Source organism: Marinovum sedimenti (assembly GCF_054052205.1).
In genome coordinates this window covers 2,996,936-3,016,732 of the sequence record NZ_CM133223.1, presented here as the reverse complement: position 1 = coordinate 3,016,732, position 19,797 = coordinate 2,996,936, and the positions used below count along the sequence as shown (strand labels likewise).

22 protein-coding genes are annotated in these 19,797 nt (G+C 60.5%); 10 read left to right on the top strand and 12 right to left on the bottom strand.

Features of this window, described 5'->3' with window-relative positions; all coding sequences use genetic code 11:
* Positions 1-40: 40 nt before the first annotated feature.
* The 11 genes from ACW9UO_RS14495 to ACW9UO_RS14445 all read right to left on the bottom strand — a co-directional run bounded on the left by ACW9UO_RS14495 (position 41) and on the right by ACW9UO_RS14445 (position 7,732).
* On the bottom strand, positions 41-208 hold the full coding sequence (locus tag ACW9UO_RS14495) for a hypothetical protein (protein ID WP_457086482.1): 168 nt from the start codon (positions 206-208) through the stop codon (positions 41-43).
* Positions 209-742: 534 nt separating this feature from the next.
* Positions 743-1,522, bottom strand: coding sequence for a succinate dehydrogenase iron-sulfur subunit (locus ACW9UO_RS14490; protein ID WP_457086481.1), 780 nt, complete (start codon positions 1,520-1,522; stop codon positions 743-745).
* 10 nt (positions 1,523-1,532) lie between these two features.
* Entirely contained in the window at positions 1,533-1,853 is a 321-nt protein-coding gene (locus tag ACW9UO_RS14485) for a hypothetical protein (RefSeq protein ID WP_457086480.1), read from the bottom strand.
* A gap of 5 nt (positions 1,854-1,858) precedes the next feature.
* Positions 1,859-2,131, bottom strand: coding sequence for a hypothetical protein (locus tag ACW9UO_RS14480; protein ID WP_457086479.1), 273 nt, complete (start codon positions 2,129-2,131; stop codon positions 1,859-1,861).
* The gene (gene sdhA, locus ACW9UO_RS14475; protein ID WP_457086478.1) at positions 2,131-3,933 is read right to left on the bottom strand and encodes a succinate dehydrogenase flavoprotein subunit; all 1,803 of its coding nucleotides are present in this window, start codon (positions 3,931-3,933) and stop codon (positions 2,131-2,133) included. The genes ACW9UO_RS14480 and sdhA overlap by 1 nt, the downstream gene beginning before the upstream one ends.
* Positions 3,934-3,949: 16 nt before the next feature.
* Positions 3,950-4,321, bottom strand: a complete 372-nt coding sequence (sdhD, locus tag ACW9UO_RS14470; RefSeq protein ID WP_457086477.1) for a succinate dehydrogenase, hydrophobic membrane anchor protein — start codon at positions 4,319-4,321, stop codon at positions 3,950-3,952.
* A gap of 13 nt (positions 4,322-4,334) precedes the next feature.
* Entirely contained in the window at positions 4,335-4,724 is a 390-nt protein-coding gene (gene sdhC, locus ACW9UO_RS14465; protein WP_457086476.1) for a succinate dehydrogenase, cytochrome b556 subunit, read from the bottom strand.
* Between the two features lie 351 nt (positions 4,725-5,075).
* The gene (locus ACW9UO_RS14460) at positions 5,076-6,107 is read right to left on the bottom strand and encodes a MaoC family dehydratase (RefSeq protein WP_457086475.1); all 1,032 of its coding nucleotides are present in this window, start codon (positions 6,105-6,107) and stop codon (positions 5,076-5,078) included.
* Positions 6,108-6,311, bottom strand: a complete 204-nt coding sequence (locus ACW9UO_RS14455) for a DUF1737 domain-containing protein (RefSeq protein ID WP_457086474.1) — start codon at positions 6,309-6,311, stop codon at positions 6,108-6,110. It abuts the gene before it with no gap.
* Positions 6,308-6,868 (bottom strand): NnrU family protein, encoded by a 561-nt coding sequence (locus ACW9UO_RS14450; RefSeq protein WP_457086473.1) that lies wholly within the window; start codon positions 6,866-6,868, stop codon positions 6,308-6,310. The genes ACW9UO_RS14455 and ACW9UO_RS14450 overlap by 4 nt, the downstream gene beginning before the upstream one ends.
* A gap of 6 nt (positions 6,869-6,874) precedes the next feature.
* On the bottom strand, positions 6,875-7,732 hold the full coding sequence (locus ACW9UO_RS14445) for an HpcH/HpaI aldolase/citrate lyase family protein (RefSeq protein WP_457088666.1): 858 nt from the start codon (positions 7,730-7,732) through the stop codon (positions 6,875-6,877).
* A 249-nt stretch (positions 7,733-7,981) separates the two neighbouring features.
* Here ACW9UO_RS14445 and ACW9UO_RS14440 point away from each other — a divergent pair, with 249 nt between their 5' ends.
* Positions 7,982-8,302, top strand: coding sequence for a hypothetical protein (locus ACW9UO_RS14440; protein WP_457086472.1), 321 nt, complete (start codon positions 7,982-7,984; stop codon positions 8,300-8,302).
* A gap of 22 nt (positions 8,303-8,324) precedes the next feature.
* Here ACW9UO_RS14440 and ACW9UO_RS14435 read toward each other — a convergent pair whose 3' ends face one another.
* On the bottom strand, positions 8,325-9,080 hold the full coding sequence (locus ACW9UO_RS14435; RefSeq protein WP_457088665.1) for a sulfite exporter TauE/SafE family protein: 756 nt from the start codon (positions 9,078-9,080) through the stop codon (positions 8,325-8,327).
* Between the two features lie 160 nt (positions 9,081-9,240).
* On the opposite strand from ACW9UO_RS14435, the gene mdh reads away from it, so the two are divergent.
* The 9 genes from mdh (at position 9,241) to lpdA (ending at position 19,771) form a co-directional block, all read left to right on the top strand.
* On the top strand, positions 9,241-10,203 hold the full coding sequence (mdh, locus tag ACW9UO_RS14430; protein WP_457086471.1) for a malate dehydrogenase: 963 nt from the start codon (positions 9,241-9,243) through the stop codon (positions 10,201-10,203).
* 302 nt (positions 10,204-10,505) lie between these two features.
* Positions 10,506-11,699, top strand: a complete 1,194-nt coding sequence (sucC, locus tag ACW9UO_RS14425; protein ID WP_457086470.1) for an ADP-forming succinate--CoA ligase subunit beta — start codon at positions 10,506-10,508, stop codon at positions 11,697-11,699.
* Positions 11,700-11,702: 3 nt separating this feature from the next.
* Positions 11,703-12,128 carry a hypothetical protein gene (locus ACW9UO_RS14420; RefSeq protein ID WP_457086469.1) on the top strand — a complete coding sequence of 142 codons (426 nt, stop codon included), beginning with the start codon at positions 11,703-11,705 and terminating at the stop codon, positions 12,126-12,128.
* Position 12,129: 1 nt separating this feature from the next.
* On the top strand, positions 12,130-13,017 hold the full coding sequence (gene sucD / locus ACW9UO_RS14415) for a succinate--CoA ligase subunit alpha (protein WP_457086468.1): 888 nt from the start codon (positions 12,130-12,132) through the stop codon (positions 13,015-13,017).
* 98 nt (positions 13,018-13,115) lie between these two features.
* The gene (locus ACW9UO_RS14410; RefSeq protein WP_457086467.1) at positions 13,116-16,085 is read left to right on the top strand and encodes a 2-oxoglutarate dehydrogenase E1 component; all 2,970 of its coding nucleotides are present in this window, start codon (positions 13,116-13,118) and stop codon (positions 16,083-16,085) included.
* Positions 16,086-16,089: 4 nt separating this feature from the next.
* Positions 16,090-17,613, top strand: a complete 1,524-nt coding sequence (gene odhB, locus ACW9UO_RS14405; protein WP_457086466.1) for a 2-oxoglutarate dehydrogenase complex dihydrolipoyllysine-residue succinyltransferase — start codon at positions 16,090-16,092, stop codon at positions 17,611-17,613.
* A gap of 48 nt (positions 17,614-17,661) precedes the next feature.
* Complete coding sequence (locus tag ACW9UO_RS14400) at positions 17,662-17,880, top strand: HTH-like domain-containing protein (RefSeq protein WP_457086465.1); 219 nt, start codon at positions 17,662-17,664, stop codon at positions 17,878-17,880.
* Positions 17,877-18,287: an MAPEG family protein gene (locus ACW9UO_RS14395; RefSeq protein WP_457086464.1), complete on the top strand. Its 411-nt coding sequence runs from the start codon at positions 17,877-17,879 to the stop codon at positions 18,285-18,287. Before ACW9UO_RS14400 ends, ACW9UO_RS14395 begins: the two co-directional genes overlap by 4 nt.
* Positions 18,288-18,376: 89 nt before the next feature.
* A complete protein-coding gene (gene lpdA, locus ACW9UO_RS14390) occupies positions 18,377-19,771 on the top strand; it encodes a dihydrolipoyl dehydrogenase (protein ID WP_457086463.1) in 1,395 nt (464 codons plus the stop codon).
* Positions 19,772-19,797: the final 26 nt, after the last annotated feature.

Sequence of the window (19,797 nt, the reverse complement as noted above, 5' to 3'; positions counted from 1 at the left end):
AAATGCAAGTCGCGCGCGGTGATTTTGTGGTGGAGGATGGTCAAGCCGCGGTCGGGATCGCTTCGTATATCGGTGCGTCCGACGGGATAAGTGGTTCAGGCGTGTAGTAGACCCAAGCTTGATCGAGGTCGGCCAGTGCGGCCTTTGCCATGGTTTTGGCCGGAATATTGGCAGGAATATTGGCCGTGGTTCTACGTGTCTGTGTCATAGGGGTCGCCTTCGTGCGAAGTTAGCCCCCTCCCTGCGACTGTAGATAGGACAGGTGTGGCGAAGAAACACCCCCAGACTGCACATATTGGATTTGCGTCGGACGCAACGGGACGCTTTCGCGCTTTAGTCGCGGTTCCGGAGGCATTTTCGCGGCGGCTGGCCCTTTTGCCCCTCGATTGAGGCACCGCAGAACGCGCAATTCCACTGGCTGCCAGTGTCTTGGCGATATTCGCGCCAGCGGCAGTGTCGGGTGCCGGGGCGCGCAAAGATCAACATCAGGAGAAAGGCGAGGATGAGGCCGACTGCAATGATCACAGGGCAAGCTCTCTTTTCAATACGCCAAATAATAATGGCGGTTCAGCTAGGCGTGGCTTTTGATGGTTTTGCAATATGTGGCGCTGCTTGGCGGAGAGAATTTCCCCACGCCTGCGCGTGTCGACAGGCTGGGGGCTTTGCCCCCAGACCCCCAAGGTATTTTGAAACAGAAGAAGCACAGGGAAGGTGGCGGTAACACTTTCCCTGAGGCTTGAGATCAAATGGCCCGTTCCACCATCAGCTTCTTGATTTCCGCAATCGCCTCTGCCGGGTTCAGACCCTTGGGGCAGGTCTTGGTGCAGTTCATGATGGTGTGGCAGCGGTAGAGCTTGAACGGGTCTTCCAACTGGTCGAGGCGCTCGCCGGTGGCTTCGTCGCGGCTGTCGATGATCCAGCGGTAGGCGTGCAACAGCGCTGCCGGTCCAAGATAGCGATCACCGTTCCACCAATACGACGGGCACGATGTCGAGCAAGAGGCGCACATCACGCATTCATACAGGCCGTCGAGCTTTTTGCGGTCGGCAATCGACTGCTTCCACTCTTTGGCCGGGCGGTTGGTCTTGGTTTCCAGCCACGGCATGATGCTGGCGTGTTGGGCATAGAAGTGGGTCAGATCGGGGATCAGGTCCTTGATCACCGGCATGTGCGGCAGCGGATAGATCCGCACGTCGCCTTTCACTTCGTCGAGGCCATAGATGCAGGCCAGCGTATTGATGCCGTCGATGTTCATCGCACAAGAGCCGCAGATGCCTTCGCGGCAAGAGCGGCGGAAGGTCAGCGTTGGATCGATCTCGTTCTTGATCTTGATCAGCGCGTCCAAAATCATCGGGCCGCATTTGTCCATGTCGAGGAAATAGGTGTCGACGCTGGGCTGTTTGCCGTCGTCCGGGTTCCAGCGATAGATCTGGAACTTGCGCACATTGGTGGCCCCCTCCGGCTTGGGCCAGGTTTTGCCGGTGGTCATGCGGGAATTCTTGGGAAGGGTCAGTTGTACCATGTCGTTGCTCCTATTGCAGCAAGGCGCTGACACCATTGGTCAGCAGGCATTGGAGGGTCTCGGGCTTGCGCGCGATGCCGGTGATGATTTCCCACGACGAGGCGGTGGGGCCGGTTACGCTATCGGCGGCGAGGGCCAGAATCTGTTGCGAAGTGGCGTTGTCGATGATGCAGTCAGTGTAGGGCTCGACCGGTACACCGGGCAGCCGTTCTGCGGCGGTGCGGGCCACGACCGATTTGGCCGCGCCACGGGCAAATTGGTCCTGCGTGGCGGCGGTGCAACCGGCCAGCGACACCGCAACCACCGCAAGGATAAGAGAGCGCGCGCGCATCCCGATCAGTGCCCCGGACACAGCAGCGTGCCGCGCTGCATGACGCCCATACCCATGACGCAGCCATGGGTGCTGGAGCGGACGACATGGGTTTGCTGCACGTAAACGCGGGTTTCGCGGCGCGGTGCAACATAGTGGTTTTGCTCGGGCACATAGGATTTGGCGTCCACAGGCTCCACCCAACCCTTTTCGCCATAGGCGTCCTGGGCGACAACAGCCACCGGGGCCGTCAACATGGCAGACAGGGTCACACACACAGCAAATCGGGTCAGTTTCATCAGAACGTCCTTTCTTTCGGTGCGATCCGCTTCAACGAAATGCCGCCTTCGGCTTCGGTCGAAAGGGGATCTGTGATCACCGGACGGTAGCTCAGATCAACTTTATTTCCATCGATGCGCGCAACGGTGTGCACGCGCCAGTTTTCATCGTCACGCGTGCTGTAGTCTTCGTGCGCGTGGGCACCCCGGCTTTCGGTGCGTGCCTCGGCCCCGACGATGGTGGCCAGCGCGTTGGGCATCAGGTTGGCCAGTTCCAGCGTTTCCATCAGGTCCGAGTTCCACACCAGCGAGGTGTCGGTGACTTTGAGATCGCCCATCTTGCCGGCAATCTCGGTCATCGCCTCGACGCCCTGCTTCATGGTCTCGGCGGTGCGGAACACAGCCGCGTCGCGCTGCATGGTCTTTTGCATCTCAAGCCGCAGATCGGCGGTCGAGATGCCGCCCTTGGCATTGCGCAGCCCGTCAAAACGGTCAAACGCCTTGTCGATTTCCGCCTTGGGGGCGGTCGGCACGGCGGTTTCGGGGTCCACAACCTTGCCCGCACGAATGGCAGCGGCGCGGCCAAAGACCACGAGGTCGATCAGCGAGTTCGAGCCGAGGCGGTTGGCCCCGTGAACGCTCGCACAGCCCGCTTCGCCCACAGCCATCAGGCCCGGCACGACGGCGGTCTGGTCGTCTGCGGTGGGGTTCAGCACTTCGCCCCAATAGTTGGTCGGAATGCCGCCCATGTTGTAGTGCACCGTCGGAATGACCGGGATCGGCTCTTTGGTGACATCGACACCCGCGAAGATCTTGGCCGATTCCGAGATGCCCGGCAGGCGTTCCGCCAAAGCTTCGGCGGGCAGGTGCGACAGGTTGAGGTGGATGTGATCGCCCTCTGCGCCGACACCACGGCCTTCGCGGATCTCCATCGTCATCGAGCGCGACACGTAATCGCGCGGTGCGAGGTCTTTGTACTGCGGCGCGTAACGCTCCATAAAGCGTTCGCCTTCGGAGTTGGTCAGATAGCCCCCCTCCCCGCGCGCGCCTTCGGTGATCAGACAGCCCGAGCCGTAGATGCCGGTGGGGTGGAACTGGACGAACTCCATGTCCTGCATCGGCAGACCCGCGCGCGCCACCATGCCGCCACCGTCGCCGGTGCAGGTGTGGGCCGAGGTGGCCGAGAAATAGGCGCGACCATAACCGCCCGTCGCCAGCACCACCATTTTGGCGTTGAAGACATGCATGGTGCCGTCATCAAGCTTCCAGCAGAGCACGCCTTTGCAGACGCCATCCTCCATCAGCAGATCAATGGCGAAGTATTCGATGTAGAATTCCGCGTTGTTCTTCAGCGACTGGCCATAGAGCGTGTGCAGGATGGCATGGCCGGTACGGTCGGCGGCGGCACAAGTGCGCTGCACGGCGGGGCCTTCGCCAAACTCGGTGGTGTGGCCGCCAAAGGGGCGCTGGTAGATCTTGCCCTCTTCGGTGCGCGAAAACGGCACGCCGTAGTGTTCGAGCTCATAGACCGCCTTGGGGGCTTCACGCGCGAGGTATTCCATCGCGTCGGTGTCGCCGAGCCAGTCGGAGCCTTTGACGGTGTCATACATGTGCCACTGCCAGTGGTCCGGCCCCATGTTCGACAGCGACGCGGCGATGCCGCCCTGTGCGGCCACGGTGTGCGAGCGGGTCGGGAAAACCTTGGTCACACAGGCGGTGCGCAGGCCCTGTTCGGCCATGCCAAGCGTTGCGCGCAGACCGGCGCCGCCAGCCCCCACAACCACGACGTCATAATCATGCGTCTCGTAGGTGTATTCAGCCATTACAAGCTCCGGTCTTTCAAAGTGCGAGTTTGGCGATGGCGAAAAGCCCGGTCGCCATAGCGGCATAAGACAGGCAGATGACGCCGATGATCAGCACCTTCTGCGTTGTGCCGTGGACATAGTCCTCGATCATGATCTGCGCGCCGCTTTTGAAGTGCATGAAGCCGACAACGATGGTCAGCGCCGCGAGGATCGCAGGATAAGGCCGCGCGAAATGGGCCACGACGTCCTCATAAGGAGCGCCAAGCATGGCCCCGAAGTTGAAGATGAACAGCGGGATCAGGATCAAAAGGCCCGCAGATGAGACCTTCATGCCCCAGGCGTGTTCGGTGCCGGTTTTGGCCGAGCCCCAGCCTACGGCGCGTTTGCGGTCCGTCAGAAATGCCATGATGGAAGCCTCCTTAGACTGCGATGATTGTGATGAGGGTCAGCAGCACCGAGCCGCCAATAACGCCCCAGCTGAGTTTGTCAGCGGTGGCCATATCGAGCATCTTGGCCTGGTCCCAGACCAGATGGCGCAGACCGGCCAGCAGGTGATACCAGAGCGCCCAGGCCGAGCCGAGCATGATCAAATCACCGATAAAGCTGGTGACGATCCAATCGACGGTGGCGAAATACTCCGGCCCCGACGCAGCGGCCAGAAGCCACCAAACCACGAGAAGCGCGCCAAGCAGCAGCGCGTTGCCGGTGATACGGGTGAGGATCGAGGTCACTGAGTTGAGCTGAAACCTGTAATACTTGCCCAGCATGAAGGGCGAGAGCGGGCGATTGCCGCGATTCACATCGGCCATGGCTGTTCCTTTCGGTTCTCTTGCCCCTAGGTGATAAAGATTTTTTCCGCGCTGTCACGCCGCCCTCAGGGGTTTTGAGGGCTTTTGTCGCGGTTTTTTCGCGCTTTGCGTGGTTTTTTCGCTTTTTGTGATCACAGCCGCGAAGGCAGTGATCACAAAAATGCCGCCTTGCAGCAAATGCCGCGACTCAATCAACGATTGCGGTTTCGAGATGCGCCGAAACCGCGCGACGCGGTGTTAGCGTTCACACAACGGACCTCTGTGATCACGCTGCTTTTGCGCGGGATGTCCGCCGGCCAGTCCGCGGACCGGTTTGCGGACAGACGCGCCCCAGGGGCGCATCTTTTGCGATCACAGCGGCATCAGCGCCCAATAATCCAGATCCAGCAACACATGCGGCAGGTATTTGCCATCCTCGCCTTTGAGCGTGAAGGCATCGCCACCCGAGGTCGCAACCAGCCGCAGCCGGATCGCGCCGACACCAGGGGCCGAGGTCTCGGCCTTGTCGAGAACTTCGGACCACGCCTTGACCGTCAGCCCCGAGAAACACGGATTGGCATGCGCCCCGCCGTTCAACCCGACGATCATCTGCGCATTCGCCAGCCCGTTGAAACTCAGCGCGCGGGCCATCGAAATGATGTGGCCACCATAGATCAGCCGCTGGCCGTCGGGCCGGAAGGTGGCGTCGAAGTGCACTTTGGCGGTGTTCTGCCACAGGCGTGTGGCCAGCATATGCTCGGCTTCTTCAATGGTCACACCGTCGACATGGTCGATGGTTTCGCCCACTTCGTAATCGCCCCACCGATGCGGCTCGCCCGCAAGCGCAAAATCATAGCCGGTGAAATCAAGCCCCTCGGGGATCACCAGATCCGCCGCCGGGATCACCTTTTGCAGCTCAGGGATCACCGTTTCCGGTGCCGGTGCATCAAGGTCATTCTTGCGGACCATGACCCAGCGGACATAGTCCATCACCACCTCATCGCGCTGGTTAAGCCCGCGCGTGCGGACATAAACCACCCCGGATTTGCCATTGGAGTTCTGTTTGAGGCCAATCACCTCGCTCTCAGAGCGCAGGGTATCGCCGGGATAGACCGGCAGCCGCCAGTTGCCCTCGGCGTAGCCCAGATTGGCCACCGCGTTCAGCGAGATGTCCGGCACGGTCTTGCCAAATACGACATGAAACGCCGCCAGATCATCAATCGGCGCGGCCGGAAGGCCCGAGGCGCGCGCGAATTCGTCCGAGGAGTACAGCGCGTGGCGCGCCGGATACAGCGCGTGATACAGCGCCCGTTCACCGCCCGACACGGTGCGCGGCACCGCATGGGGGATCACGTCGCCCAGCGTGTAATCTTCGAAAAACCGGCCCGGATTGGTTTTGGCCATTCACTGATCTCCCAGTTTGATATCAGGGGTATAGGTGCCCTCGGCCTCTTTGGTGACCGCCTGCCCACAGCGCATCACGCCATTGGCATGGTCAAAGCCATAGGTCGGCGGCCCGTGCAACGCCCAACCTTTATTGAGCGCCGCCGTGACCTTGTGACAAAAGGCCGAGGAATCATCGGCCGAGAGGAAACGATAGAGTTTCATCCATAGGTGCCCATGAACGGATTGTGGCCCAGCGCGATGTGAACGCCCGCAATCACCACAAACATCACCGACCAAATCACCAGGAGCTTTGCATCGCGCTTGCCCGGTTTGCTGTTGGGGTCGCGTGCCCATGTGGCGCCCGATTTGTTGATCAGGATCACTTCGGCCACGGCCCAGCCCAGAATGGTGCCAAACAGCAGGATCGAGGCCAGATCGCCATTGACCAAAAGGTGGGCGAGCGCCCAGATCTTGGTCGCGATCAGCATGGGGTGGCGCGTCTTTGTCGACAACCAGCTGCCCGACGACCCCATGCCAAACAAAAGCACAGCGATCACCATCAACAGGTTGTTAAGATGCCCGGCCCCGGGGAACGGCGTATAAATCGGCACGATTGGTGCCGCGCGATACCCAAGCACCATCAGCACGACTGAGGCAAACAGCACCGCTGCCACGATGCCCTTGCCTTTGTCGCCCAAAGCGGCGCGGCGTTCGGGCATCAGGCGTTTGAAAAAATGCGCCAACACCCAAAGGGCGAGGCCGAGAATGAGGAAGAACATGGGGGATTACTCCGCTGAGATGGCTGCAATTGCCTCTGCTTTTGCCAGTATCTCGCGCGCCGTGGCAACATGCAGGTTTTCGACGATCTTGCCATCAACCACGGCCACCCCCTGCCCTTGGCGCTCGGCCTCTTCAAACGCCGCAATCTGGCGCTGCGCGAGGTCGATTTCCTCGCCCGAGGGGGCAAAGGCGGTGTTGGCCACGTCAATCTGTGCCGGGTGGATCAGCGTTTTGCCATCCATGCCCATATCGCGGCCCTGCTCACATTCGGCGCGCAGGCCCTCGTCATCTTTGAAGGCATTATAGACGCCATCGACAATCACCACCCCATGCGCTTTGGCCGCCAGCAGGCACAGGCCGAGCGACGCCATCATCGGCAAGCGGTCGGCACGAAAGCGGCTTTGCAGATCCTTGGCCAAGTCATTGGTGCCCATGACAAAACCGGCCAGTTTGGGATGCGCGGCAATCTCTTCGGCGCGCAACATGCCCAGCGGCGTTTCCATCATCGCCCAGATCGGAATGTCGCCCGTGATCGCGGCCAGCGCGTCAAGATCGGCGGCCCCGTTGACCTTGGGCAGCAGCACCGCGTCGGGTTTCATCGCCGCCACAGCCTCGGCATCGGCCCGGCCCCAATCGGTATCGAGCCCGTTGATCCGCACGATTTTCATCCGCGCGCCATAGCCGCCTTGCGCCAAAGCTTCGGCCAGAGTGGCGCGGGCGTTGGCCTTTTCGTCGACAGACACCGCATCTTCGAGGTCAAAGATGATCGCATCGACGGCCAGCGTGCGCGCCTTGTCCAGCGCCCGGGTTTTCGAGCCGGGGATATAAAGAACGGAACGGTAAGGGCGTGCGCGCATGTCCATCATCGGATTCCTCTTGCAACAAAGTTGCGCGGATAAGGCGCAATATTTGCAAAAACTTCAAGAGCAGAAGTGCCGCAGCGCAGCGAAAATACGCAAGGCGGGGCAGCGTACGGTGTGTTTACCGCGATTTTAACCATTTTTTGGCAGTCTCGGGACATCGTCGCACAAAAGATGACCCGAAGGATCGGACATCTGGCGGCAGGAATGAAGCGGCCGCACTGGCGTGCTGCCACCACCGGAGGGTTTGATATGAAAAGCATGCGGGAAATGACGCTTGGCCTTGGCGCAAGCATCCTTGTTCTGGGCGCGACCTTGGTTGAGGCGCAAACAGCCAATCAATGCGCGCCGCGTGACATCGTGGTCCAGCGGCTGGCCGAGAAATATGGCGAAAGCCGCCAGTCGATGGGATTGGGCGGCAACAACGCGATGATGGAGGTCTTCGCCTCGGAAGAAAGCGGCAGCTGGACCATCACCGTGACCTTGGCGGATGGCACAACCTGCCTTTTGGCATCGGGGCAGGCGTTTGAGGCGATGGCCGAGACTTTGCCGGCCAAAGGCAAGGACGCCTAACTTCGGCTGACTGGAGGGGTTTTCAGGTCAGCGCGTCCCAGATCAGCTTGGAGCCGGTGCAGACCAACAGGACATACGTGAGCGCGAAATAGGCGCGCTCTGGCACGATATGATGCGCCCGCACCCCAAGCCAGGCCCCGATCAGGGCGGCGGGGGCGAGCAAAAGATCGGCCTGTACAGTCTGAAGGGTGAAGATCCCGAGAAAGCTGTAGGGCACGAATTTGAACAGATTGACCGCCCAGAACACCCGCACGGTCGTGGCCTGATAGGTGGTCTTGTCAAGCTTGCGACCGAGTAGAAACACCGCGGCGGGCGGTCCTCCAGCATGGCTGACAAAACTGGTGAAGCCCGCGGTCAGCCCCGCGAGATAGCCGCCCCGGAGCGGCAAAGGCCGCCCGCCGAGGCGGATCAATCCGCGCGCCACGCCGACCTGCCAGACCACAAAGGCGATGGAGATGACGCCGATCAGCAATCGGATCGCGTCATCATCGGTCACCGAATACAGCAGCGCGCCGATCACCACGCCGGGCAATGCGCCAAGGATCATCACCCGTGCCTCGGGCCAGGACCAACGCCGCCAATAGGGCCGCAAACTGGCCGCATCTACCAGCATCAAAAGCGGCAACATGATGCCCAGCGCCAGCCCCGGCGGCAGAACAATCGCCAGAATCGAAGCACTTGCGAAGGAGGCACCCGAGCCGAAACCGGCCTTGGAAAACCCCGCAAACGCCACCGCAGGCAATGCTATCGCGAAAAATCCCGGCGTGAAATCCAGCATACCAATCATGCCTAACTGCCCTAGTTAACGGGTCTTTAGCGCTATCGGTGCCGCTCTTCCAGCGGTTGATTGTGCACGTGCCGCAGTGCAGCGCCCTTGCGCCGGGACGAATTCCGATTTACCCAAACGGCCAAATTCATCACGGACCGGAGAAATTTCCATGGCCAGACCCAAGATTGCCCTTATCGGCGCCGGACAGATCGGCGGCACGCTCGCGCATCTCGTCGCGCTCAAGGAACTGGGCGATGTCGTCCTGTTCGATATTGCCGAGGGTATACCCGAAGGCAAAGCGCTCGACATCGCGGAATCCGGCCCGTCGGAAGGCTTTGATGCCACGCTGAAGGGCACGCAGGATTACGCCGACATCGCAGGCTGCGACGTCTGCATCGTGACCGCCGGTGTCCCGCGCAAGCCGGGCATGTCGCGCGACGATCTGCTGGGCATCAACCTCAAGGTCATGAAATCGGTCGGCGAAGGCATCCGCGACAACGCACCCGATGCGTTCGTGATCTGCATCACCAACCCGCTCGACGCGATGGTTTGGGCTCTGCGCGAATTCAGCGGCCTGCCCCACGCCAAAGTCTGCGGCATGGCCGGCGTTCTCGATTCCGCACGCTTCCGCCACTTCCTCGCCACTGAATTCGAAGTGTCGATGAAAGACGTCACCGCGTTCGTTCTTGGCGGCCACGGCGATACGATGGTTCCTTCGGTGCGGTATTCGACCGTTGGCGGCATCCCCCTGCCCGACCTCGTAAAGATGGGCTGGACCACGCAAGAGAAACTCGACGCGATCGTGCAGCGCACCCGTGACGGCGGCGCCGAAATCGTTGGCCTGCTGAAAACCGGTTCGGCGTTTTACGCGCCTGCGACCTCTGCCATCGAAATGGCCGAAGCCTACCTCAAAGACCAAAAGCGCGTTCTGCCTTGCGCCGCGTACTGCGACGGCGAGTTCGGCCTGAACGGCATGTATGTCGGCGTGCCGACCGTGATCGGTGCCGGCGGCGTCGAGAAAATCGTCAACATCAAGCTCAACAAAGAAGAGCAAGAGATGTTCGACACCTCGGTCAAGGCTGTCAAAGGCCTCGTGGAAGCCTGCAAAGGCATCGACAACTCGCTGGCATAATTTGCCGGACATACGATGTTACAGGGCGTCCCATGCGGGGCGCCCTTTTTCGTTTCCGAAAGACCGGGGCCCGCACGCGCCCAAAGTGACGTTAGGTCGGAGCAACCCCAAGGCGAAGTGATTCGCCCAAATCGCTCCTAGCGCCGGCACCCCTCCAGATTTGTGATCACACGATTTCAAGCTGTGATCACAAATGTCGGATTTTTGCCGCTAACACCTCAACTGCGGCAAATTGGCGTTTAGCTGCCGGATATTGCTGTGCAAAAGAGGATGCAATTGCAGCAAGACGGGACAGATGATCCATGAACATTCATGAGTATCAGGCGAAGGCACTGCTTCGCTCCTACGGCGCACCGGTATCGGATGGGCGCGTCGTATTGAAGGCAGAAGAGGCCAAAACCAAAGCTGGCGAAATGGACGGGCCCTTGTGGGTCGTCAAGGCGCAAATCCACGCCGGTGGCCGCGGCAAAGGCACTTTCAAAGAAGAAAGCGCTGGCGAAAAAGGCGGCGTACGCCTGACCAAATCGGTGCAGGAAGCCGCCGACGAAGCCAAGAAAATGCTCGGCCGCACACTGGTCACGCATCAGACCGGCCCAGCGGGCAAACAGGTCAACCGCATCTATATCGAAGACGGCTCGGGCATCGAAACCGAACTGTACCTCGCGCTGCTGGTGGATCGCCAGACCAGCCGGGTGTCGTTTGTCTGCTCGACCGAAGGCGGCATGGACATCGAAGAAGTGGCGGCGGAAACGCCCGAGAAAATCCTCAGCTTCTCGGTTGATCCGGCCAGCGGATACCAAGCGTTTCACGGCCGTCGCATCGCTTTCAACCTTGGCCTTGAAGGCAAACAGGTTAAGCAGTGCGTTGTCCTGATGGGCCAGCTTTACCAAGCGTTCATGGACAAAGACATGGAGATGCTGGAGATCAACCCGCTGATCGTTACCGACAGCGGCGATCTCAAGGTGCTCGACGCCAAGATCAGCTTTGACGGCAACGCGATGTATCGCCACCCCGACATCGCCGAACTGCGCGACACCAGCGAAGAAGATCCCAAAGAGCTTGAGGCGTCGAAGTATGACCTCAACTACATCGCTCTGGACGGTGAAATCGGCTGTATGGTGAACGGTGCCGGCCTTGCGATGGCGACGATGGACATCATAAAGCTGTACGGCGCCGAGCCTGCCAACTTCCTTGATGTCGGCGGCGGCGCGACCAAAGAGAAAGTGACCGAAGCCTTCAAGATCATCACCTCCGATCCGCAGGTCAAAGGCATTCTGGTCAACATCTTCGGCGGCATCATGCGCTGTGACGTCATCGCCGAAGGCGTGATTGCCGCGGTGAAAGAAGTCGGTCTGAAAGTGCCGCTGGTTGTGCGCCTTGAGGGCACCAACGTTGAGCAAGGCAAAGCGATCATCAACAACTCCGACGTTGATGTGATTGCCGCCGACGACCTCAAAGATGGCGCTCAGAAGATCGTGAAAGCGGTGAAGGGATAAACCATGGCTGTGATCGCGAAAATCGATCCTCCGCTGACTGTCGCCAAAGGTGAGACCGCGCAAATCCATGCGCGGCCTTACAAAGCCGCTGACGCGCATGTCGGAGAAGAGATCTTCGTCTGGACATCCGAGATGTCCGGCGGGCACAACCTTGCCGCGCGCGGCACTGTTGTTGCGTCCCGGATCGAAACCATGCCCAACCCATCCGGACCCGGTGAGCACAAGGAACTTGTGCTCGACGTTGAGATCACCGCAGCCGCGCCGACACGCGCGCTGTCGTTGGATCAGATTTTCTCGCGCAGTGACGGTGTCAGGAAGACACCGAAACCGGCTGCGGGACGGGTCTTTTACACACACACTCTCAATAAAATTGCATCGATAGAACCCGACGTCGCGGATTTTGTCAGGTCGCATTTCGAGGAACACTAAAATGGCCGTACTTGTAGACGAAAACACCAAGGTGATCTGTCAGGGCCTCACCGGCTCGCAGGGCACATTCCACACCGAACAGGCCATCGCCTATGGCACCAAAATGGTCGGCGGTGTCACCCCCGGCAAGGGCGGTCAGACGCATCTGGATCTGCCGGTGTACAACTCTGTGCACGAGGCGATGCATGTGACCGAAGCCAACGCTTCCGTCATCTATGTGCCCCCGCCCTTTGCGGCCGACTCGATCCTCGAAGCGATTGACGCCGGCATGCCGCTGATCGTCTGCATCACCGAAGGCATCCCGGTGCTTGACATGATGAAGGTGCAGCGCGCGCTCGAAGGCTCCAAAAGCCGCCTGATCGGGCCGAACTGCCCCGGTGTCATCACGCCCGACGCCTGCAAGATCGGCATCATGCCCGGCCACATCCACAAGCGCGGCTCTTGCGGCGTTGTTTCGCGCTCGGGCACGCTCACCTATGAAGCGGTCAAGCAGACCACCGATCTTGGCCTTGGCCAGTCGTCGGCTGTTGGCATTGGCGGCGACCCGATCAAAGGCACCGAGCATATCGACGTGCTGGAAATGTTCCTCGCGGATCCCGAAACGCAGTCAATCATCATGATCGGTGAAATCGGTGGCTCGGCAGAAGAAGAAGCGGCGCAGTTCCTTGCCGATGAGAAGAAAAAAGGCCGCTGGAAGCCGACCGCTGGCTTTATCGCCGGTCGCACGGCCCCTCCGGGCCGCCGCATGGGCCACGCGGGCGCGATTGTTGCCGGTGGCAAAGGCGGTGCCGAGGACAAGATCGAAGCCATGCGTGCCGCTGGCATCATCGTCGCAGACAGCCCCGCCACTCTGGGCGAAGCGGTCAAGGAAGCGATCGACAAGGGCTGACACCCTGTCAATCCGACCAGAATATCTTATGGTAAGGCGGGGTTAGCCCCCGCCCTGCCGCAATCTACAACCGGTTCACGCTCGCCAAAGGTGCCAAGATGACCGACCAAAGCTCCAACGATATTTTCCACGCCTCCAGCTTTATGCAGGGGCATAACGCGGAATACCTGGAACAGATTTACGCCCGCTACGCCGACGACCCCAATGCGGTTGACGAGTCGTGGCAGGACTTTTTCCGGCAGTTGGGCGACGATGGTCTCGACGTCAAGAAAGAGGCGCAGGGCCCCAGCTGGGCGCGCGCCGATTGGCCGCCGATGCCCATGGACGAGATGACCGGCGCGCTGACTGGCGAATGGCCGGCACCGCCCCCCGCCGAGGCGAAATCCGCCGGCAAGAAGATCGTCGCCAAAGCCAAATCGCAGGGTGTCGAGCTGACCGACGACCAGATCCAGCGCGCTGTGCTGGATTCGATCCGGGCGCTGATGCTGATCCGGGCCTACCGTATTCGCGGCCACCTTGCCGCCAATCTCGATCCGCTGGGCCTGCGCGAAGACAATCCGCACCCCGAGCTTGATCCAAAGACATACGGCTTTTCCGCCGCCGATATGGACCGGCCGATTTTCATCGACAACGTGCTGGGGCTGCAAATCGCCTCGATGCGTCAGATCGTCGATATCGTCAAAGCCACCTATTGCGGCACCTTTGCGCTGCAATACATGCATATCTCCGACCCCGAGCAATCGGCATGGCTCAAAGAGCGGATCGAAGGCTATGGCAAGGAAGTCAAATTCAGCCGTGAAGGCCGCAAGGCGATCCTCAACAAGATGGTCGAGGCCGAGGGCTTTGAGAAATTTCTGCATGTGAAATACATGGGGACCAAGCGTTTTGGTCTCGATGGCGGCGAAAGCCTTATTCCGGCGATGGAACAGATCGTCAAACGCGGCGGCGCGCTTGGCGTGCAGGAAATCGTGATCGGCATGCCCCACCGTGGCCGTCTTAGCGTTTTGGCCAACGTGATGAGCAAGCCTTACAAGGCGATCTTTAACGAATTTCAGGGCGGCAGCTTCAAACCCGAAGATGTCGACGGCTCTGGCGATGTGAAATACCACCTTGGCGCCTCGTCCGACCGCGAATTCGATGGCAACAAGGTGCACCTGTCGCTGACAGCCAACCCCTCGCACCTTGAAGCCGTAAACCCGGTGGTGCTGGGCAAGGCCCGCGCCAAACAGGACCAAAAGAACGACGCCGAGCACAAGACGGTTATCCCCGTGCTGTTGCACGGCGACGCGGCCTTTGCTGGTCAGGGTGTTGTGGCGGAATGTTTCGCCCTGTCGGGTCTGCGCGGTCACAAGACCGGCGGCACCATCCACATCGTGGTGAACAACCAGATCGGTTTCACCACGGCGCCGCACTTCTCACGCTCGTCCCCCTATCCCACCGACAACGCGCTGGTGGTTGAGGCGCCGATTTTCCACGTCAACGGTGACGATCCCGAAGCGGTTGTGCACGCCGCCAAAGTGGCGACCGAGTTCCGCCAGAAATTCTCAAAGGACGTTGTCATCGACATCTTCTGTTATCGCCGGTTCGGCCATAACGAAGGTGACGAGCCGATGTTCACCAACCCGCTGATGTACAAAAAGATCAAAGGCCACAAAACCACGCTGTCGCTTTACACCGAACGGCTGGTCAAAGACGGGCTGATCCCCGAAGGCGAGATCGAGGATATGAAGGCCGCGTTTCAGGCGCATCTGAACGAGGAATTCGAAGCCGGCAAAGACTATAAACCCAACAAGGCCGACTGGCTTGATGGCAAATGGGCCCACCTTGATCGGCGTGCCGAAGACGATTATCAGCGCGGCGAAACTGCGGTGAAACCCGAAACGCTCAAGGAAGTGGGCGACGCGATTTCCCGCGTCCCCGAAGGCTATCCGGTGCATAAAACCGTGGGCCGCATCCTTGAGTCCAAGCAAAAGATGCTTGAAACCGGCAAGGGCTTTGACTGGGCCACCGCCGAGGCGCTGGCCTATGGCTCGCTGCTGACCGAGGGCTACAAAGTGCGCCTCTCGGGGCAGGATTCCGCGCGCGGCACCTTCTCGCAACGCCACTCCGCGATCATCAATCAGGACACCGAAGAGCGTTATTTCCCGCTCAACAACATCCGCGAAGGTCAGGCGCGCTACGAAGTCATCGACAGCGCCTTGTCCGAATACGCGGTGAGCGGTTTTGAGTATGGCTATTCGCTTGCCGAGCCCAACGCCCTGGTGATGTGGGAAGCACAGTTCGGCGATTTCGCCAACGGTGCGCAGATCATGTTTGACCAGTTTGTCAGCTCGGGCGAAAGCAAATGGCTGCGGATGTCGGGCCTCGTTTGCCTGCTGCCGCATGGCTATGAGGGTCAGGGCCCAGAGCACTCTTCCGCACGGCTCGAACGGTTCCTGCAAATGTGTGGTCAGGACAACTGGATTGTCGCCAACTGCACCACGCCGGCGAACTATTTCCACATCCTGCGCCGGCAGATCCACCGCACCTTCCGCAAACCGCTGATCCTGATGACGCCGAAATCGCTGCTGCGTCACAAGCTCGCGGTGTCTGAGGCCGAAGATTTCACCACCGGGTCCAGCTTTCACCGGGTGCTGTGGGACGACGCCGAAAAGGGCAACTCCGACACCACGCTGCAAGGCGACGACAAGATCAAGCGCGTGGTCATGTGCTCGGGCAAGGTCTACTTCGATCTGCTCGAAGAGCGTGACGCCCGCGGCATCGACGATGTCTATTTGATGCGGTTCGAACAATTCTACCCCTTCCCGGCCATCTCGGCGGTGAAAGAGCTGGAACGGTTCAAGAATGCCGAGATGATCTGGTGTCAGGAAGAACCCAAGAACCAAGGCGGCTGGACCTTTATGGAGCCCAACCTTGAATGGGTGCTCAACCGTATCAACGCGGCCCATTCGCGCCCCGTTTATGTTGGCCGTTCGGCCAGCGCGTCGCCCGCAACGGGCCTCGCTTCGCAACACAAAGCCCAACAGAAAGCGCTGATTGACCAGGCGCTGACGATCGAAGGAAACTAACGATATGGCAACCGAAGTACGTGTGCCCACTCTGGGTGAATCCGTGACCGAAGCCACCGTCGCAACCTGGTTCAAGAAACCGGGCGAAGCGGTGGCCGTGGACGAAATGCTCTGCGAACTGGAAACCGACAAGGTGACGGTTGAAGTGCCCTCGCCCGCCGCTGGTGTGCTGGCCGATATCGTCGCCGCCGAAGGGGAAACCGTGGGCGTTGATGCGCTCCTCGCCAATATCGCCGAAAGCGGTGAAGCGGCGGCCCCCAAGGCCGACGCCGCCCCGAAAGCCGAGGCTGCCCCTGCTGCCGAGGCCGCCAAATCGGTTGACGTCATGGTGCCGACACTGGGCGAAAGCGTAAGCGAAGCGACCGTTTCGACCTGGTTCAAGAAGGTCGGCGATACCGTGGCGCAAGACGAGATGCTCTGCGAGTTGGAAACCGACAAAGTCAGCGTTGAAGTGCCCTCGCCCGCCGCTGGCGTGTTGACCGAAATCGTGGCCGCAGAAGGCGACACCGTAGATGCCTCTGCCAAGCTGGCGGTGATTTCCTCTGAGGCTGGTGCGGGCGCTGCAAGCGGCGATGTCGAACACCCCGCAGGCGGCAGCCAGTACACCACGCCCCCCGCAGGCCGCGCGCAGGAAGATATCGAAGACGCGCCCTCGGCCAAGAAAGCCATGGCCGAAGCCGGCCTGTCGCGCGATCAAGTGACCGGTTCGGGCCGCGATGGTCGGGTGATGAAGGATGACGTGGCCAAGGCTGTCGCAGCCTCTGCCAAAGCGCCCGCCGCCTCGGCCCCTGCTGCCGCGCCGCGTGCGCCGGTCTCGGCTGACGATGCCTCGCGCGAGGAACGGGTCAAGATGACCCGCCTGCGCCAGACCATCGCCCGCCGCCTGAAAGACGCGCAAAACGCCGCCGCGATCCTGACCACCTACAACGAGGTGGACATGACCGAGACCATGGCATTGCGGAGCGAATACAAAGAGTTGTTCGAGAAAAAGCACGGCGCGCGCCTCGGCTTCATGTCGTTCTTCACCAAGGCCTGCTGCCACGCTTTGAAAGAAGTGCCGGAAGTGAACGCCGAGATCGACGGCACCGATATTGTGTACAAGAACTTCGTGCACATGGGCATCGCGGCGGGCACCCCGCAGGGCCTCGTCGTGCCGGTGATCCGTGACGCCGACCAGATGAGCTTTGCCGAGATCGAAAAGGCCATCGCCGAAAAAGGCAAACGCGCCCGCGACGGCAAACTGTCGATGGCCGAAATGCAGGGCGGCACCTTCACCATCTCGAATGGTGGCGTCTATGGCTCGCTGATGTCCTCGCCCATCCTCAACCCACCGCAGTCCGGCATCCTCGGCATGCACAAGATCCAGGACCGTCCGATGGTCATTAACGGCGAAATCAAGATCCGCCCGATGATGTACCTCGCCCTGTCCTACGATCACCGCATCGTCGACGGCAAAGGTGCCGTGACCTTCCTCGTCCGCGTCAAAGAAGCGCTGGAAGACCCGCGCCGGATGCTGATGGATTTGTAAAAAATGAGGCCGGGCTCATGGCCCGGCCTTCGTTTCGAGGTGAACGTTATGCAAGCTGAAGCGCTTAGTATGGAATTTAAGAAGCGATACCATGCGGCCGCCAATGGCATGACCGTCGTAACAATTCATCTTTTCGGCATTGAGTTTGCAAGAGAACTCGACGGCCACAACCTCAAACAGATTTGCGCTGATGCTGACGTTCCGACATCTTATGGGACAGAATTGCGCAAGGGTATGAGGCTGGCAGAGTTTGTCACGCTAAAATGACCCCCGAACTCACCGCCCTCACCCTCGCAGCCCTGCTGCAAATCATCCAGATCGCCCTCATGGCGATCCCGGCCAACCGTGAGCTCGGCACCGCCAAGACCCTCAGCCCGCGTGACCCCCACCGGATGACCAAGCCGCTGATGGAGCAAGTCACCCCGCGCACCGCCCGCCTGCACCGCGCGATGACCAACCACTTCGAAAGCCTGCTCCTCTTCGCCATCGCCACCCTCACCGTCACCTTCGCCGACAAAGGCAACGCCATCACCGGGGCCGCCTGCGGCCTCTACCTGATCGCCCGTGTGCTCTATATCCCGGCCTACGCCTTCGGCTGGGTGCCCTGGCGCTCGCTGTTCTGGGCGCTCGGCCTTGTCGCCATCCTCATCCTGCTCGTGGCCACCCTGCTATGAGCGCTCACCGCCCTCTTCTCTGGCTTTGAAAATATCCCGGGGGTCCGGGGGCAGCGCCCCCGAAACGCCCTCTCAAGAAAGGACAAACCATGGCAAGCTATGATGTCATCGTAATCGGCGCAGGCCCCGGCGGCTATGTTGCCGCCATCCGTTGTGCGCAACTCGGGTTGAAAACCGCCTGTGTCGAAGGCCGCGAAACCCTTGGCGGCACCTGCCTCAACGTCGGCTGCATCCCGTCCAAGGCGCTGCTGCACGCCAGCCACCAACTGCACGAGGCCGAGCATAACTTTGCCAAGATGGGCCTCAAGGGCAAATCGCCCTCCGTCGATTGGAAACAGATGCTGGCCTACAAACAGGACACCATCGACACCAACACCAAAGGCATCGAATTCCTGTTCAAAAAGAACAAGATCGACTGGCTCAAAGGCTGGGGATCGGTCCCCGAGGCCGGCAAGGTCAAGGTTGGCGACGAGATCCACGACGCCAAAAGCATCATCATCGCCTCCGGCTCTGAGCCTTCGCCAGTGCCGGGCGCGGATGTCACCGTGGATGAAAAGGTCGTGGTAACCTCGACTGGCGCGCTGGACCTCGGCAAGATCCCGAAGAAGCTGATCGTGATCGGCGCGGGCGTGATCGGGCTTGAGATGGGCTCGGTCTATGCGCGGCTTGGCTCCGAGGTCGAAGTGATCGAATACCTCGACCACATCACCCCCGGCATGGACGCTGACGTGCAAAAGCAGTTCAAGAAATTGCTCGAAAAGCAGGGGCTGAAATTCACCCTTGGTGCGGCTGTGCAAAAGGTCGACGCCAACAAGACCAAGGCGAAAGTCACCTACAAACTGCGCAAAGATGACAGCGAAGCCACCGCCGAGGCGGACGTGGTGCTCTGCGCCACGGGGCGGCGTCCGTTTACCGATGGCCTCGGCCTCGCGGCGCTCGGGATCGAGACCACCAAGGGCGGCCAGATCAAGGTAGATGACCACTGGCAGACCAACGTCAAAGGCATCTATGCCATCGGCGACGCGATCGAAGGCCCGATGCTGGCGCATAAGGCCGAAGACGAGGGCATGGCAACCGCTGCGGTCATCGCGGGCAAGCACGGGCACGTGAACTATGGCGTCATTCCGGGCGTGATCTACACCCACCCCGAGGTGGCCAGCGTCGGCAAGACCGAGGACCAACTGAAAGCAGAAGGCCGCGCCTATAAGGTCGGCAAATTCTCCTTCATGGGCAACGCCCGCGCAAAAGCGGTGTTTGCCGGTGACGGTTTCGTCAAGCTGATCGCCGACAAAGAAACCGACCGGGTTCTCGGCTGCCACATCATCGGACCGGGTGCCGGCGACCTGATCCATGAGATCTGTGTGGCGATGGAATTCGGGGCCTCTGCCGAAGATGTCGCGCTGACCTGCCACGCGCACCCGACCTTCTCCGAAGCGGTCCGCGAGGCGGCTCTGGCCTGTGGTGACGGCCCGATCCACATGTGATCCCCTGCCGGTGGCGCGCCAACGCC

Bases quoted from the DNA above. Each gene is read 5' to 3' on its own strand.
- ACW9UO_RS14495 (WP_457086482.1), bottom strand. From the start codon at position 208: ATGACACAGACACGTAGAACCACGGCCAATATTCCTGCCAATATTCCG.
- ACW9UO_RS14490 (WP_457086481.1), bottom strand. From the start codon at position 1,522: ATGGTACAACTGACCCTTCCCAAGAATTCCCGCATGACCACCGGCAAA.
- ACW9UO_RS14485 (WP_457086480.1), bottom strand. From the start codon at position 1,853: ATGCGCGCGCGCTCTCTTATCCTTGCGGTGGTTGCGGTGTCGCTGGCC.
- ACW9UO_RS14480 (WP_457086479.1), bottom strand. From the start codon at position 2,131: ATGAAACTGACCCGATTTGCTGTGTGTGTGACCCTGTCTGCCATGTTG.
- sdhA (WP_457086478.1), bottom strand. From the start codon at position 3,933: ATGGCTGAATACACCTACGAGACGCATGATTATGACGTCGTGGTTGTG.
- sdhD (WP_457086477.1), bottom strand. From the start codon at position 4,321: ATGGCATTTCTGACGGACCGCAAACGCGCCGTAGGCTGGGGCTCGGCC.
- sdhC (WP_457086476.1), bottom strand. From the start codon at position 4,724: ATGGCCGATGTGAATCGCGGCAATCGCCCGCTCTCGCCCTTCATGCTG.
- ACW9UO_RS14460 (WP_457086475.1), bottom strand. From the start codon at position 6,107: ATGGCCAAAACCAATCCGGGCCGGTTTTTCGAAGATTACACGCTGGGC.
- ACW9UO_RS14455 (WP_457086474.1), bottom strand. From the start codon at position 6,311: ATGAAACTCTATCGTTTCCTCTCGGCCGATGATTCCTCGGCCTTTTGT.
- ACW9UO_RS14450 (WP_457086473.1), bottom strand. From the start codon at position 6,868: ATGTTCTTCCTCATTCTCGGCCTCGCCCTTTGGGTGTTGGCGCATTTT.
- ACW9UO_RS14445 (WP_457088666.1), bottom strand. From the start codon at position 7,732: ATGGACATGCGCGCACGCCCTTACCGTTCCGTTCTTTATATCCCCGGC.
- ACW9UO_RS14440 (WP_457086472.1), top strand. From the start codon at position 7,982: ATGAAAAGCATGCGGGAAATGACGCTTGGCCTTGGCGCAAGCATCCTT.
- ACW9UO_RS14435 (WP_457088665.1), bottom strand. From the start codon at position 9,080: ATGCTGGATTTCACGCCGGGATTTTTCGCGATAGCATTGCCTGCGGTG.
- mdh (WP_457086471.1), top strand. From the start codon at position 9,241: ATGGCCAGACCCAAGATTGCCCTTATCGGCGCCGGACAGATCGGCGGC.
- sucC (WP_457086470.1), top strand. From the start codon at position 10,506: ATGAACATTCATGAGTATCAGGCGAAGGCACTGCTTCGCTCCTACGGC.
- ACW9UO_RS14420 (WP_457086469.1), top strand. From the start codon at position 11,703: ATGGCTGTGATCGCGAAAATCGATCCTCCGCTGACTGTCGCCAAAGGT.
- sucD (WP_457086468.1), top strand. From the start codon at position 12,130: ATGGCCGTACTTGTAGACGAAAACACCAAGGTGATCTGTCAGGGCCTC.
- ACW9UO_RS14410 (WP_457086467.1), top strand. From the start codon at position 13,116: ATGACCGACCAAAGCTCCAACGATATTTTCCACGCCTCCAGCTTTATG.
- odhB (WP_457086466.1), top strand. From the start codon at position 16,090: ATGGCAACCGAAGTACGTGTGCCCACTCTGGGTGAATCCGTGACCGAA.
- ACW9UO_RS14400 (WP_457086465.1), top strand. From the start codon at position 17,662: ATGCAAGCTGAAGCGCTTAGTATGGAATTTAAGAAGCGATACCATGCG.
- ACW9UO_RS14395 (WP_457086464.1), top strand. From the start codon at position 17,877: ATGACCCCCGAACTCACCGCCCTCACCCTCGCAGCCCTGCTGCAAATC.
- lpdA (WP_457086463.1), top strand. From the start codon at position 18,377: ATGGCAAGCTATGATGTCATCGTAATCGGCGCAGGCCCCGGCGGCTAT.